General features: G+C 67.6%; 8 protein-coding genes and 4 pseudogenes. 9 read left to right on the top strand and 3 right to left on the bottom strand.

Annotation, left to right across the window (positions count from 1 at the left end; all coding sequences use genetic code 11):
• From NI18_RS05005 to NI18_RS05015, 3 genes and pseudogenes are all read left to right on the top strand, one after another.
• A pseudogene (locus NI18_RS05005) lies at nt 1-252 on the top strand (alpha-amylase); the annotation flags it as partial.
• Nucleotides 252-1,867, top strand: a pseudogene (locus tag NI18_RS05010) (alpha-glucosidase). The pseudogenes NI18_RS05005 and NI18_RS05010, both read left to right, overlap by 1 nt.
• A complete protein-coding gene (locus NI18_RS05015; protein WP_031440680.1) occupies nt 1,864-3,951 on the top strand; it encodes a glycoside hydrolase family 97 protein in 2,088 nt (695 codons plus the stop codon). Before NI18_RS05010 ends, NI18_RS05015 begins: the two are co-directional and overlap by 4 nt.
• Nucleotides 3,952-3,999: 48 nt before the next feature.
• On the opposite strand, the gene NI18_RS05020 is transcribed toward NI18_RS05015, so the two are convergent.
• Nucleotides 4,000-4,626, bottom strand: a complete 627-nt coding sequence (locus tag NI18_RS05020; protein WP_037528549.1) for a glutathione S-transferase — start codon at nt 4,624-4,626, stop codon at nt 4,000-4,002.
• A gap of 106 nt (nt 4,627-4,732) precedes the next feature.
• Here NI18_RS05020 and NI18_RS05025 point away from each other — a divergent pair, with 106 nt between their 5' ends.
• Nucleotides 4,733-6,160, top strand: a complete 1,428-nt coding sequence (locus NI18_RS05025; RefSeq protein ID WP_037528552.1) for a dihydrolipoyl dehydrogenase — start codon at nt 4,733-4,735, stop codon at nt 6,158-6,160.
• Nucleotides 6,161-6,163: 3 nt separating this feature from the next.
• Here the strand turns inward: NI18_RS05025 and NI18_RS05030 are convergent, their stop codons facing one another.
• The gene (locus tag NI18_RS05030) at nt 6,164-8,506 is read right to left on the bottom strand and encodes an AMP-binding protein (RefSeq protein ID WP_084215046.1); all 2,343 of its coding nucleotides are present in this window, start codon (nt 8,504-8,506) and stop codon (nt 6,164-6,166) included.
• A gap of 133 nt (nt 8,507-8,639) precedes the next feature.
• Here NI18_RS05030 and NI18_RS05035 point away from each other — a divergent pair, with 133 nt between their 5' ends.
• From NI18_RS05035 to NI18_RS05050, 4 genes and pseudogenes are all read left to right on the top strand, one after another.
• Nucleotides 8,640-9,776, top strand: a complete 1,137-nt coding sequence (locus tag NI18_RS05035) for a thiolase family protein (RefSeq protein WP_031395136.1) — start codon at nt 8,640-8,642, stop codon at nt 9,774-9,776.
• Entirely contained in the window at nt 9,776-12,094 is a 2,319-nt protein-coding gene (locus NI18_RS05040; protein ID WP_037528563.1) for a 3-hydroxyacyl-CoA dehydrogenase/enoyl-CoA hydratase family protein, read from the top strand. Before NI18_RS05035 ends, NI18_RS05040 begins: the two co-directional genes overlap by 1 nt.
• A 213-nt stretch (nt 12,095-12,307) precedes the next feature.
• Nucleotides 12,308-12,718, top strand: coding sequence for a DUF2147 domain-containing protein (locus NI18_RS05045; protein ID WP_037528554.1), 411 nt, complete (start codon nt 12,308-12,310; stop codon nt 12,716-12,718).
• A gap of 75 nt (nt 12,719-12,793) precedes the next feature.
• Nucleotides 12,794-14,062 (top strand): annotated as a pseudogene (locus tag NI18_RS05050) (porin).
• 35 nt (nt 14,063-14,097) lie between these two features.
• Here NI18_RS05050 and cobU read toward each other — a convergent pair.
• Complete coding sequence (gene cobU, locus NI18_RS05055; RefSeq protein ID WP_037528556.1) at nt 14,098-14,649, bottom strand: bifunctional adenosylcobinamide kinase/adenosylcobinamide-phosphate guanylyltransferase; 552 nt, start codon at nt 14,647-14,649, stop codon at nt 14,098-14,100.
• Nucleotides 14,650-14,673: 24 nt separating this feature from the next.
• On the opposite strand from cobU, the pseudogene NI18_RS05060 reads away from it, so the two are divergent.
• Nucleotides 14,674-14,900: pseudogene (locus NI18_RS05060) on the top strand (hypothetical protein); the annotation flags it as partial.

Consider the following 14,900-nt stretch of genomic DNA (forward strand, 5'->3'; position numbering starts at 1 on the left):
GCGCGCGCGCGCGCGGGCGATACGCCCGGCCTGTTCGCGGTCTCGCGCTTCGATCCCGTGACCGGCGCCGAGATGCTCCTTGCGTACAACACCAGCGCCAAGCCGCTGACCAGCGCGATCCAGGTCGAGACTCGCTCGGCCCGCTTCGATACGCTCGCCGGCGCTTGCGCCGCGCGCGCGACCGCCCCCGGCAGCGTCACGCTGACCATCCCCGCCTTTGGCTATGCGGTCTGCGCCGCGGAGACCCGCTGATGCCCGACGATACGAGCCTGCCCGTGCACCGACCCTGGTGGAAGGGCGCGGTCATCTACCAGATCTATCCGCGCAGCTTTGCGGATTCGAACGGCGACGCATCGGCGACCTGCCCGGCATCACCCGCCATCTCGACTATGTCGCGAGCCTCGGCGTCGATGCGGTCTGGCTCTCGCCCTTCTTCACGTCGCCGATGAAGGACTTCGGCTATGACGTTGCGAACTACCGCGATGTCGACCCGATCTTCGGCACGCTGGCCGATTTCGACACGCTGATCGCGCGCGCCCACGCGCTCGGGCTGAAGATCATCATCGACCAGGTCTACAGCCACACCTCGGACGAGCATCCCTGGTTCGTCGAGAGCCGTTCGTCGCGCACCAACCCCAAGGCGAACTGGTATGTCTGGGCCGATGCCAAGCCCGACGGCAGCCCGCCGTCCAACTGGCAGTCGGTCTTTGGCGGCCCCGCCTGGACCTGGGACGCGCGCCGTCGCCAATATTATCTGCACAATTTCCTGAAGGAGCAGCCACAGCTCCACCTCCACGACGCGGACGTTCAGGACGAGATCGTCGACACCGCCAAATTCTGGCTCGACCGCGGCGTCGACGGCTTCCGTCTCGACGCGATCAACTTCGCGATGCACGACCCCGCGCTGACCGACAATCCGCCGGTCACCGACAACAGTCTGAAGACGCGCCCCTTCGACTTTCAGGCGCATGTCCATAACCAGAGCCATCCCGACATACCCGCCTTTCTCGAACGACTGCGGCGGCTGATCGACGGCTATGGCGACCGCTTCACCGTGGCCGAGGTCGGCGGCGCGGACAGCGACCGCGAGATGAAGCTGTTCACCCGTGGCCAGACCCGGCTCAACAGTGCCTATGGCTTCGACTTCCTCTACGCGTCGGACCTCCGCCCCAGCACCGTCGCCGACGCGATCACGCTCTGGCCGTCGGACGCGGAGATGGGCTGGCCGAGCTGGGCGTTCGAGAATCACGACGCCCCGCGCGCCGTCTCGCGCTGGATCGGCCCCGATCACCGCGACGCCTTCGCGCGGATGAAGATCGCGCTGCTTGTCTGCCTGCGCGGCAACATCTTCCTCTATTATGGCGAGGAACTGGGGCTCACCCAGGTCGAGGTGCCGTTCGACCAGCTCCAGGATCCCGAGGCGATCGCCAACTGGCCGCTGACGCTGTCGCGCGACGGCGCCCGCACGCCAATGCCGTGGCGGGCCGATGCGCCGCATGCGGGCTTCACCGATGCGTCGCCGTGGCTCCCGGTCGGTAACGATCATCCCGAGCTCGCGGTCGACCGGCAGGAGGGCGATCCCGACTCGCTGCTCGCGCTCACCCGCCGCCTGCTCGCGCTGCGCCGCGCGATCCCCGCGCTTGCGATCGGCGATCTGGTGCTGACCGAGGTCACCGACACGCTGCTCGCCTTCGAACGCCGTGACGGCGACCAGATCCTGCTCTGCGTCTTCAACATGGCCGCGACGCCCGTCGCGTGGAGCCCCGCTACCCCCGAACACTGGCGCGTCCGCGACAGCATCAACGACGCAACGATAGGACGACTGGGCGGCTATGCCGCGCTGATCGTCGAAAGGACCGGATCATGAAGACCCTCTCGCTCACACTTGCGACCCTGCTCGCGACGACCGCACCCGTGATGGCGCAGGATCAGGCCGCTCCCGCGGTCACGACGAACGAGACGATCAAGCCGCAGCCCGTCCCGACGATCCCCTCGGCGATCGCGACCTCCCCCGACGGCAGCATCGCGGTCACCGTCGCGACCGACGGCGAAGGCCATGCGACCTACAGCGTCACGCGCAAGGGCACGCTGATCGTCAAGCCGTCGCGGCTCGGCTTCCTCTTCACCGATGCGCCCAAGTTCGACCGGCATCTGAAGATCGAGACCGTCACCCGCGACAAGGCGGACTCGACCTGGACGCAGCCCTGGGGCGAGTGGAAGACGATCCGCGACAACCATAGCGAGATGCGCGTCCGCCTGCGCGAGACCGACCGGCTGCAGCGCGCGATCGACGTCGTGTTCCGGCTTCAGGACGACGGCATCGGCTTCCGCTACGTCTTCCCCGACCAGCCCAACTTCAAGACCGTCAACATCGCCGAGGAGCTGACGCAGTTCGCCTTTGCCGAGGACGCGACCGCCTGGTGGAAGCCCGGCTTCGAATGGAACCGCGAGGAATATCTCTACAACCGCACGCCGCTCGCCGATGTCGGCACCGCCGCGACGCCGATCACGCTGAAGCTCGCGGGCGGCACGCATGTCGCGCTGCACGAGGCCGCGCTGGTCGACTATGCCGGCATGAACGTCGCCAAGGTCGAGGGCAACACGCTGAAGGCGGTGCTGACCCCCGGCGCCGGCGCGCCCAAGGTCACGCGGACCGGCCCGTTCGCGACGCCCTGGCGCACGCTGATCCTCTCGGACGACGCGCCCGGCCTCTACATGAGCCATATCGAGCTCAATCTGAACGAGCCCAACAAGCTGGGCGACGTCAGCTGGGTCAAGCCCGGCAAGTTCGTCGGCGTGTGGTGGAACATGATCACCGGCAAGTGGAGCTGGGCGACCGGCCCCAATCACGGCGCCACCACCGCGCATGTGAAGACCTATATCGACTTCGCCAGCGCGAACAAAATCCCCGGCGTGCTCGTCGAGGGCTGGAATGTCGGCTGGGACGGCGACTGGTTCGGCGACGGCACCGCGATGCAGTTCGACACGCCGACCCCCGATTTCGACGCCGGCTATCTCGCCAAATACGCCAAGTCGAAGGGCGTCTATCTGATCGGTCATAACGAGACCGGCGGCTCGGCCAGCCATTATGACGGCCAGCTCGACCGCGCCTTCGCCTTTGCGCGTGATCACGGCATTCCCGCGATCAAGACCGGCTATGTCACCGACGCGGGCCAGATCGAACGCGTCGATCCCGACGGGTCGCAGCACCGCGAATGGCATGAGGGCCAGTGGATGGTGAACCACTATACCCGCGTCGTCACCACCGCCGCCAAGTACAAGGTGTCGATCGACAGCCACGAGCCCGTCAAGGACACCGGCCTGCGCCGCACCTATCCCAACTGGATCGCGCGCGAGGGGTCGCGCGGCATGGAATATAACAGCTGGGCCGGCAAGAACCCGCCCGAGCATGAGGCGAACCTCGCCTTCACGCGGATGCTCGAGGGGCCGATGGACTTCACCCCCGGCGTGCTCAGCCTCAAGGGCACCGACGACAGCGATCTCCTGTCGACCATCGCCAAGCAGCTCGCGCTCTATGTCGTGCTCTATTCGCCCGTCGTGATGGCGGCGGACACGCCGGAGAACTACGCGAAATATCCCGCCGCGTTCCAGTTCATCAAGGACGTGCCGACCGACTGGTCCGACACCCGCGTGCTCAACGGCGAGGTCGGCGACTTCGTCACCTTCGCGCGCAAGGACCGCAAGTCGAACGACTGGTATGTCGGCAGCGTCACCGACGAGAATGCCCGGACGCTCACCGTCGCGCTCGACTTCCTCGACGCCGGCAGGACCTACACCGCGCAGATCTACCGCGACGGCCCCGGCGCGGACTATAAGACGACCGCACGCCACGCGATCACGATCGAGACCAAGCGCGTCCGCAAGGGCGACACGCTGACGCTCGCGCTCGCGCCCGGCGGCGGTCAGGCGATCCGCTTCAAGGCACGCTGAGCCGACAGGACCGGCGCTGCCGTATCGCAGCGCCGGTCCGCTCACACGTCAGCGCCGCGGTGGCGCCAGCGGCCCGCCGATCTCGATCGCCTTCTGATAGCCCGGCACCGCCTTCAGCCGCTCGAAATACGCGCTCACCACCGGCTGGTCTTTCAGCAGCCCCGCGCTCTCCGCGGTCGCGAGCAGGTACGACATCTGGATATCCGCCAGCGTCAGCTTGGCCCCCATCAGATACGGCCCCTCGCCAACCGCGTCGGCGATGTACGCAAAGGTCTTGGCGACCTCGGGCTCGGAGAATTTGCCGAGGCCCTCGGGCAGCCCGCCCATCATCTTGCCGATCACCGTCATCATGATCGGGAACGCCGCCGAACTCTCGACATAGTGCAGCCATTCGTCATGGATCGCCGCCTCGGGCGTGCCCTCGGGCGGGCTGAGCCGCGCGCCGCCGTACTTGCGATCGAGATAGGACAGGATCGACGCGCTCTCGGCAAGCGTCAGCTCATCGTCCTGCACGATCGGCGCCTTGCCCAGCGGATGCACCGCCTTCAGCGACGCGGGCGCACGGAAGCTCGCATCGCGCTCGTACCGGACCAGCTCATAGGGCAGCTGCAGTTCCTCCAGCAGCCACAAGATGCGGGAAGACCGGGAGAAATTCAGGTGATGGACGGTCAGCATGGCGGGTCCTCGGATCGTGGTGATTATCGGATCGGCATGCGGAACGGGTCAGGCGGTTGGAAGGTTTCGCTGCCATGACCGGAATACTCCGGAGACGGAGTCGATCATGCCGAACACCAGCCCCGAGTTAACCTGCGACGTCGCGATCATCGGCGCGGGCACCGCCGGTCTCGCGGCCGAGCGCAACGCACGGCGCAACGGCGCGCGCACGCTGCTGATCGACGAGACCTTCTCGGGCACCACCTGCGCCAGCGTCGGCTGCATGCCCTCCAAGCTGCTGATCGCCGCCGCTCACGCCGCGCACGCGGTCCGCCAGGCATCGGTCTTCGGCATCACCGCCGAGCCACGGATCGACGGGGCCGCAGTCATGGCGCGCGTCCAGCGCGAGCGCGACGCGTTCGTCGCGGGCGTCTGCGACTCGCTCGACAAGCTTCCCGACGGCGTGAAGGTCCAGGCCCGCGCGCGTTTCGTCGACGCGACCACGCTCCGCCTCGACGACGGCCGCACCGTGACCGCCAAGGCAATCGTGATCGCCACCGGCTCCTACCCGAACATCCCCGACAGTTTCGACGCGGTCCGCGACCGCGTGCTGACCAACGAGACGATCTTCGAACTGCCGACCCTGCCCGGCTCGGTCGGTGTGATCGGCGCCGGCCCGATCGGCCTCGAACTCGCCCAGGCTCTCGTCCGGCTTGGGGTCGAGACGATGGTGTTCGACCAGTCGCCCGGCCTCGCCGCGCTGAAGGACGAGATGGTCTCGGCGGTGCTGCACGGTATCCTCGACAAGGAACTGCCGATCCATCTCGAAATGGAACTGAAGGCGGAACCCGACAGCGGCGGCGTCCGCCTGTCCTGGTCGGGCGAGCAATCGGGATCCCGCCGCTTCGACTATCTGCTCGTCGCGACCGGCCGGCCGCCGCGGCTCAAGGGCCTCGGGCTAGAGACCACCGGGATCGCGCTCGACGATCACGGCACGCCGGTGTTCGACAAAACGACGATGCAGTGCGGCGACGCGCCGATCTTTATCGCCGGCGACGCGGATCACGACCGCACCGTGCTCGGCGAGGCGTCCGCCGAGGGGATGATCGCCGGCCGCAACGCCGCGCAGTTCCCCGACGTCACCCCCGGCCCGCGGATGGTCCCCCTCGCGATCATGTTCACCGACCCGACCGTCGCGGTCATCGGCGACATCACCCCCGACGACCAGAACGGCATCGTCATCGGCGAAGCCTCCTACGAGGATCAGGGTCGCGCGAAGGTCATGGCGCGCAACGCCGGGCTGATCCGTTTCTATGCGGAGGCGGGCACCGGCCGGCTGACCGGCGCGACGATGGCCGCCCCCGGGGTCGAGCACAGCGCGCACCTGATCGCCTGGGCGATCCAGCAGGGCCGCACCGCGACCGACCTGCTCGACATGCCCTTCTATCACCCGACGCTCGAGGAGGGGCTGAAGCCTGCACTCCGGGCGATCTGCAAGGCGGTCAGCGCGCCCGTCCCCGCCGACCGCGACGACGGCTTCACCGCCGGCGCCTGAGCCTCAGTCGTCGAGGTCGAGATAGGCGACAACGTCGTTCTCGGTCGCGATGTACAGCCCCGCCTGGACCTCCTCGGGCTGCTGCGCGGAAATCGCCAGCGCCTCGCCGAGCGGGCCATAGAACAAGGTCGTCGCCGCCCCGCCCTCGAGCACATCGTCGAGATGATAGAGACGAACGCCGACGGCGGAGGAGATGGTACGCATCGCCCGTCCCTGCCGCGCCGCGCGAGCCGGCGCAACCGCGCACGCGTTACACGCCGGTGAGGACGCAATCCGCTCGAGCGCCTGCGCCTCGATCTTCTCCAGCTCCTCCAGCGTCTGCGCGATCGCCGCCTGCTGCTGCTGGAGGTCGTCGATCCGCTGGCGACAGCGTTCGGCAAGCGCGCGCATCTGTTCGACATGCTGCGGATCCGCATCATACAGGACGAGAAACTCCTCGATGTCGCGCAGCGAGAATCCCAGCCGCTTGCCGCGCAAGATCAGCTGCATCCGCGCGACGTCGCGCCGCGTATAGACGCGCGTCGTGCCGATCCGGCACGGCTCGATCAGCCCCTTGTCCTCATAGAAACGCAGCGTCCGCGCGCTGACCCCCAGCGCCTGCGACACGTCCTGAATCCCGGTAAGATCGTCCTGCCGCTCGTTCACGGTGTCGCTCCCCTCTCCCCCCGACGCCGCCCCGGCCGGCATCGCGTGTGCCAGCCTGGCCTCTTCCTCCGCGACAAGTTCCTTTTTGGATAGCTTGCCGATCAACGTCTTGGGCAGAGTGTCGCGGATTTCGACCTCGCGGGGAAGCTCGATCTTGCTGATCTTGTCGCGCAGAAAATCACGCAATTCCACAGGGGTTGCGACCGCACCTTCGACCAGCGTGACGAACGCCTTGGGCGCCTGGCCGCGATAGGCGTCGGCGACCCCGATCACCACCACCTCGGCGACCGCGGGATGCTCGTACAGCGCCTCCTCGATCACCCGCGGATAGACGTTGTAGCCGCCGCACAGGATCAGGTCCTTGATCCGGTCGACGATGAACAGATAGCCGTCCGCGTCGAGATGCCCGACATCCCCGGTGCGCAGCGCGCCGTCCGCGAACAGCGCCGCGCTCGCTTCCGGCTTGTGCCAATATCCTTGCGTAACCTGCGGACCACGCGCGCAAATCTCGCCATTCTCGCCGACCGGCAGCAGCCGGGTCGGGTCCTCGCGGTCGCGGATCTCGATGATCGTGCCGGGAAAGGGCAGCCCCGCCGATCCCGGCTTGTTCAACCCCTCGATCGGATTGCAGGTGATGATCGGCGACGCCTCCGACAGGCCATAGCCCTCGACCAGTTTCGACCCCGTCGCCGCCTCGAACGCGGTACGCACCTCGGCGGGCAGCGGCGCGCCGCCCGAGATGCACGCATGGATCGACGACAGATCGATCGGCTGCGTCTCCGCCGCCTTGGTGATCGCGGCATAGATGGTCGGCACCGCGGGGAAATAGGTCGGCTTGGTCCGCACGATCGTCTTTAGCAGCTGCTGCAGTTCGAACCGCGGCAACAGGATCATCTGCGCGCCCGCGCGGATCGAATAGGTCAGCACCGTCGTCAGCGCGAAGACATGGAACAGCGGCAGCGCCCCCATCACCCGGTCCTGCTCGGGCGTCTCGCCGCCGACGAACGTCATCATCGCATCCGCGTTCGACACAAGATTGGCATGGCTCAGCATCGCCGCCTTGGGCTCGCCCGTCGTCCCGCCGGTATATTGCAGCACCGCGACCTCGTCCGGCGTCACCGCCACCGGCGCGGGCGCGCCCTTTGCGCGCACCAGCGAGTCGAAGCTGCGATGCCGCGCGTCGTTCGGCGCTTGGGCGATCTCGGCGCGCTTGAAGATCCGGTAGGCGATCGACTTCAGCGTCGGCAGCGCACCCGCGATCGGGCAGGTGATGACATGCCGCAGCCCCGTCTCGCCCGCGACCTTCAGGACGCGCGCATGGATCTCGGCGATGTCGCATGTCGCAATGATCTCCGCGCCCGAATCCTGCAGCAGGTGGCACAGCTCGCGCTCGACATAGAGCGGGTTGACGTTGACGACGATCCCGCCTGCTTTGAGCACCGCGAAGAACAGCACCGGATAATAAGGCGTGTTCGGCAGGCACAGCGCGACCCGCGTCCCCTTCACCACGCCGAGATCCTGCAGGCCCCGCGCTGCATGCGTGACCGCGTCGCCAAGCTCGGCATAGGTCATCGTCGACCCGAGGAAATCCAGCACCGTCCGCGACCCGAATCGGCGGACCGCCGTGTCGAGCATGTCGCCCAGCAAACGCGCTTCGCCTTCTAGCGGTACGCCGATCGCACGGCCGTCGGTGTCCAGCATCTCTCTCTCCTTTTCGGCGTGCGCTCTCGACTGATATTGTAGGCCGCATCACCTTGACGTATAGGAGAGGTATCGCACCTTAAGGGTAGCCCGCAAGTCTTAAGCGGACCGATTGCAATTGGAGAGGATCATCGTGACCAACGTCGTCATCGCCGGGTACGCCCGCTCGCCGTTCCACCTTGCCGGCAAGGGCGACCTCGCCCGCGTCCGCCCCGACGATCTCGCCGCGCAAACGATCCGCGGGCTGCTCGACAAGACCGGCGTCGATCCCGCCGCGATCGAGGACATCATCCTCGGCTGCGCCTTCCCCGAGGGCGAGCAGGGCCTGAACGTCGCGCGGATGATCGGCCTGCTCGCCGACCTGCCGCTGTCGGTCGGCGGCATGACGGTCAACCGCTTCTGCGGCTCGTCGATGAGCGCGATCCACATCGCGGTCGGCCAGATCAACATCGGCGCTGGCGACGCATTCATCTGCGCCGGGCTCGAATCGATGAGCCGCGTGCCGATGGGCGGCTACAACCCGCTCCCCAACCCCGATCTCTTCAAGAAGAACGCCGGCGCGTACATGGGCATGGGCGAGACCGCCGAAAACGTCGCACGCGATTATCAGATCACCCGCGCCGAGCAGGACGCGTTCGCGGTGAAGAGCCAGGACAAGGCCGCCGCCGCGCGCGCCGATGGCCGCCTGTCCGACGAGATCGTGACGATCCAGACCAAGGCGGGCCCGGTCAGCCAGGACGGCACGATCCGCGCGGGCACGACGACCGAGGCGCTCGCGGGTCTGAAGCCCGCATTCAGCGCGGACGGCTCGGTTACCGCCGGCACCTCCTCGCCGCTGACCGACGGCGCCTCCGCCGTCCTCGTCACCTCGGAAGAGTTCGCGACGAAGCACGGCCTGACCATCCTCGCGCGGATCAAGTCGGTCGCGGTCTCGGGTAACGAGCCGTCGACGATGGGCCTCGGCCCGATCTACGCCTCGCAAAAGGCGATGGAGCGCGCCGGCATCACCGTCGCCGACCTCGACGTGGTCGAAATCAACGAGGCGTTCGCCAGCCAGGCGATCGCCTGCATCCGCGACCTCGGGCTCAAGGACGAGACGATCAACCTCGATGGCGGCGCGATCGCGATCGGCCATCCGCTCGGCGCAACCGGCGCGCGGATCGTCGGCAAGGCCGCAGCCTTGCTCGCCCGCGAAGGCGGCCGCTACGCGCTGGCCACCCAGTGCATCGGCGGCGGTCAGGGCATCGCAACGGTGCTGGAGCGCGCATGATGTCGGACCAGATCAAAAAAGTCTGCGTCATCGGCGCAGGCGTGATGGGCGCAGGGATTGCGGCACAGGTCGCCAATGCCGGCATCCCGGTCTTGCTGCTCGACATCGTCCCCCGCGAGGGTGACGACCGCGATGCGGTCGCCAAGGGCGCGGTCGCGAAGATGCTCAAGACCGACCCCGCGCCCTTCATGTCGAAGCGTGCGGCAAAGCTGGTCGAGACGGGCAACATCGACGACCATCTCGACCGCGTCGCCGAGTGCGACTGGATCGTCGAGGCGATCGTCGAGCGGCTCGACATCAAGCAGGCGCTCTATGCAAAGCTCGAGGCGCTCAAGCGTCCCGGCACCGCGGTGTCTTCGAACACCTCGACGATCCCGCTCGGCCATCTAGTCGACGGCCGCTCGGACCAGTTCAAGGCCGACTTCCTCATCACCCACTTCTTCAACCCGCCGCGCTACATGCGGCTGGTCGAGATCGTCCGCGGTGAGCATACCGACGTCGCGGTCGCCGAGAAGGTCGAGGATTTCGTCGATCGCTTCATGGGCAAGCGGATCGTCCGCGCGAAGGACACGCCGGGCTTCATCGCCAACCGTATCGGCACCTACTGGCTGGCGATCGCGATCAACGCGGCGATGGACCAGGGGCTGACCGTCGAGGAGGCCGACCAGATCGGTGGCCGGCCGATGGGCGTGCCCAAGACCGGGATCTTCGGGCTCGTCGATCTCGTCGGCGTCGACCTGATGCCGCTGCTGTCGAAGAGCCTCTCCTCGACGCTCCCCGCGGGCGATCCCTATTTCGACACCGTCCGCGACATGCCGCTCGTCGACAAGATGATCGCGGAAGGGTTCACCGGCCGCAAGGGCAAGGGCGGCTTCTACCGCTTCGACAAGGCGACGCGCACTAAGCTGTCGCTCGACCTCGCGACCGGCGACTATCGCCCCGAGGCGAAGCCCGCCGAGCTGCCCGGCAAGACCGGCAAGGATCTCGCCGCGCTGATCGCCGAGCCCGGCCGGATCGGCACCTATGCCTGGACGATCCTCGGCAACACGCTGGCCTACGCCGCCATGCTCGTCGGCGAGGCGGCGGACGATATCGTCGCGATCGATGACGCGATGAAGCTCGGGTATAACTGGAAATACGGGCCGTTCGAGCTGATCGACCGGATGGGGCCGGGCGTGCTCGCCCAGCGTCTCGCCGCCGAGGGCCGCGACGTGCCCGCGATCCTGACGACCGCGGGCGACCGCCCCTTCTACCGCGTCGAGAACGGCAATCGCCAGTATCTGACAACCGCCGGCGACTATGTCGACGTACCGCGCGCCGACGGCGTCGAACTGCTCGAGGACATCAAGCTCCGGTCGCAGCCGGTCCTGACCAACGCCTCGGCGTCGCTCTGGGACGTCGGCGACGGTGTCGCCGCGCTCGAATTCCACACCAAGATGAACGCGCTCGACGATCAGGTCATCGCGCTCATCGAGGAGGCGGTCCCGGTCGTGCGCGAGCGCTTCAAGGCGCTGGTCGTCTATAACGAGGGCAGCAACTTCTCGGCGGGCGCCAATCTCGGCGCGGCGATGTTCGCGGTCGGTGCGGGCCTCTGGGACATGGTCGAGGCCAGCGTTGCGCGCGGCCAGCAGGCGTACAAGGCGCTCAAATACGCGCCCTTCCCCGTCGTCAGCGCGCCCGCCGGGCTCGCGCTCGGCGGCGGCTGCGAGATGCTGCTCCATTCGGACGCGGTCCAGGCGCATGCCGAGACCTATGCCGGCCTCGTCGAATGCGGCGTCGGGCTGGTGCCGGGCTGGGGCGGCAATGGCGAGATGCTCGACCGCTGGACCAAGTCGCGCACGCTCCCCAACGGCCCGATGCCCGCGCTGACCAAGGTGTTCCAGGCGGTCTCCACCGCGCAGGTCGCCAAGTCGGCGGCGGAGGCGAAGGAGATGATGATCCTGCGCAAGGACGACGGCATCACGATGAACCGCGATCGCCTGCTCGCCGACGCCAAGGCGAAGGCCTTGTCGCTGGTCGAGGGCTATGTCGCCCCAGAGCCGCCGACCTTCCGTCTGGCAGGCGCGAGCGGTCGTACCGGTCTGTCGATGGCGGTTGCCGACTTCCACAAGAAGGGCATGGCGACCGACTATGACGTGGTGGTCGCCGACCGTCTCGCCGAGGTGCTGACCGGCGGCGAGGCCGACCTCGTCGACACCGTCACCGAGGCGCAGCTCCTCGACCTCGAACGCGCCGCCTTCATGGCCAGCGTCAAGGACCAGCGCACCCAGGCGCGCGTCGTCCACATGCTCCAGACGGGTAAGCCACTGCGCAACTGAGACAGTTCCCCCGCGCGAGCGGGGGAACACCCGCGCATGACCAATTTTTCACCCGCCCGGATCAGTAAGAACACTTGACTATTGTTTGTACAAATCTAGGCGGGTCGATGACATGCCGTATACGGCAGGAGACTCGCGAATAGGTCGCGGGGCTCGCAAATACACTGGGTGACCGTACAGATGCGGCGTCCCGACACTAGGAGAGGATAGACGATGTCCCTGATGATGATCGCCGCGCTGCTCGCCGGCGCGCCCGCGACCGCCGACACCGTGGTCGGCCGCTGGCGGACCGAGACGCACAACGCCATCGTCGAGATCGCGCGCTGCGGCCCCTCGATCTGCGGCAAGATCCTGACCTCCGACGCGCTGCGTACCAACCCGTCGATGAAGGACGCCAACAATAGCAACACCGCGCTGCGCAGCCGCCCGATCCAGGGCATGCAGATGCTCAGCGGCTTCAAGTCGGACAAGGACGGCGTCTGGAGCAGCGGCCAGGTTTACAATGCCGAGGACGGCAAGACCTATAGCGGCAAGATCACCCCGGTCGGCGCGAATCAGCTCAAGCTGCGCGGCTGCGTCTTCTTCCCGCTCTGCAAGACCCAGACCTGGACGCGCGTCCGCTGATCCCAGGTCCCTTTCATCTCCCCAAAAGTTAGCGTTCAGGAATTTTGTAAATGTCGTTTCGTACCAAGGCCCCCGTTGCTGGCCGTGACCGCGCTCGTCTCCGCTTTCGGATGCGCCAGCACCGCCTATGCCGACGCCTTCTATCTCCAGGCGCAGTCGGCGCGCGGCGCGGGCCGTGCGTTTTCGGGTGAAGCCGCCGATACCGGCGCCGCATCGCTCTGGTGGAACCCCGCCGCGATCGCCGGCATCCGCGACGGCAGCGCGACGCTCAGCGCCAGCGCAATCATCCCGCGCGGCGACGTGAACGACACCGGCTCGCAGATCTGCCGTCCGGGCGGCCAGCCCTGCACCGCGATCAGCGGCCAGTCGAACTCGAGCGACCCCGTCAACAAGGGCGTCGTCCCCTCGGGTGCGGTCGCCTATCCGCTGACCGACCGGATCGCGGTCGGCCTCGTCGTCACCTCGCCGTTCAGCTTCACGACCAACTATGACGCCGACAGCTGGGCCCGCTACAGCGCGGACAAGACGCGCCTGCGCACGATCGACATCCAGCCTTCGATCGGCGTCGAGCTGACCGACTGGCTCCGCGTCGGCGGTGCGCTCAACGTCGAATATACCGACGCGATCCTCAGCAACGCGCTCCCCAACGTCTCCGCGGCACAGCCCGACGGCCGCCAGGAACTCAGCGGCGACGGCTGGGATCTCGGCTGGACCGCGGGCGTCCAGCTCCACAACGACTTCGCCACCGTCGGCGTCACCTACAAGTCGAGCATCCGTCACAAGCTGAAGGGCGACCTCGTCGTCACCGGCCTGCTCGGCCCGCTCGCCGGCGGCAACACCGAGGTCTCGGGCGCGACCGCCGAGTTCAACACCCCCGGTCAGGTCATCGTCGCGGGCCGCGTCCGCGCCACCGATCAGCTGACGCTCAACGCCCAGGTCATCGCGTTCAACTGGAGCAAGTTCGATACGATCGATCTCGGCGCACCGCTCAACACGTCGATCCCGGAAAACTACCGCGACAGCTGGAGCCTCGCGGGCGGTCTCGACTATGACGTCACGCCCAAGCTGACCGTGCGTGGCGGTGTCCAGCGCACCAAGACGCCGACCCAGGACGGCCAGCGCGACGCGCGCGTCCCCGACGCCGATCGCTGGACCTATGCCGCCGGTGCCTCCTACCAGGTGACGCCGCGCATCGCGGTCGACGCCGCCGCGTAATATGTCGACTTCGAGAACACGACGATCGACCGCGCCACGCTGGTCGCGGGCAGCATCATCCGCACCAACGGCGCGCTCCGCGACGCCAGCGCGATCGTCACCTCGCTCGGCGCCCGCGTCTCGTTCTGACGCTAACCGCCCCTCCCCGTACGGGAGGGGGCACCCTATCCCTTCATCCGGATCGTCAGCCCCGACACCGCGAGATCGACCGTCTCGACCGCAGCCGCGACCCGCTGGTTGAGCATCCCGGCCAGATCGCGGAACCGCCGCGCCATCGCATTGTCGGGCACGATCCCCATCCCGACCTCGTTGGTGACCAGCACCAGCCGCCCCTCGACGCGACCGATCGCGTCCAGCAGCGCGGCGATCGCCGTCTCCGCATCCGCCTCCGCCAGCATCAGGTTCGACGCCCACAAGGTCAGGCAGTCGACCAGTACCACCCCGTCCGGCGCATCCGCCTCGACGATCGCCTCCGCCAGCGCGAGCGGCGCCTCGACCGTCCGCCACCGTTCGTCCCGCTCGGAGCGATGCCGCGCGATCCGCTCGGTCATCTCCCCGTCGAACGCCTGCGCGGTCGCGATATAGACCAGCGCGTGGCCACCTGCCGCCTCTGCCCCCGCCTCTGCCAAAGTTTGCGCATGGCGGCTCTTGCCCGAGCGCGCACCGCCGGTCACCAACACCGTCTTTCCAAACCCCTGCACGACCGTCTCCTCCATCGCCCCTTGCGCTATCGCCGGCGAATGGCGAAGGCCAGCAGCAACGCCGCGGCATCGCCGGCGCAGGGGACGCATGTGCACGCGCTGATGGAACATGGCGGCCGGATCGACAGCGCGCAGGCGCTGTACCCGCACGCGCCGCGTCCCTGGCTCGACCTGTCGACCGGGATCAACCCCTGCGCGTGGGAGCCCCCCGCCGATCTCGCGGTCGACCTGCGCAGCCTCCCCTCGCCCGCCGCACTCGCCACGCT

Origin of the sequence: Sphingomonas sp. Ant20, assembly GCF_000783375.1 — a bacterium.
Lineage (GTDB): Bacteria > Pseudomonadota > Alphaproteobacteria > Sphingomonadales > Sphingomonadaceae > Sphingomonas > Sphingomonas aerolata.

What these genes read in the sequence shown, in the direction of transcription:
- NI18_RS05020 (WP_037528549.1), bottom strand. Translation starts at nt 4,626, where the DNA reads ATGCTGACCGTCCATCACCTGAATTTCTCCCGGTCTTCCCGCATCTTG.
- NI18_RS05025 (WP_037528552.1), top strand. Translation starts at nt 4,733, where the DNA reads ATGCCGAACACCAGCCCCGAGTTAACCTGCGACGTCGCGATCATCGGC.
- NI18_RS05045 (WP_037528554.1), top strand. Translation starts at nt 12,308, where the DNA reads ATGTCCCTGATGATGATCGCCGCGCTGCTCGCCGGCGCGCCCGCGACC.
- NI18_RS05030 (WP_084215046.1), bottom strand. Translation starts at nt 8,506, where the DNA reads ATGCTGGACACCGACGGCCGTGCGATCGGCGTACCGCTAGAAGGCGAA.
- NI18_RS05015 (WP_031440680.1), top strand. Translation starts at nt 1,864, where the DNA reads ATGAAGACCCTCTCGCTCACACTTGCGACCCTGCTCGCGACGACCGCA.
- NI18_RS05040 (WP_037528563.1), top strand. Translation starts at nt 9,776, where the DNA reads ATGTCGGACCAGATCAAAAAAGTCTGCGTCATCGGCGCAGGCGTGATG.
- cobU (WP_037528556.1), bottom strand. Translation starts at nt 14,649, where the DNA reads ATGGAGGAGACGGTCGTGCAGGGGTTTGGAAAGACGGTGTTGGTGACC.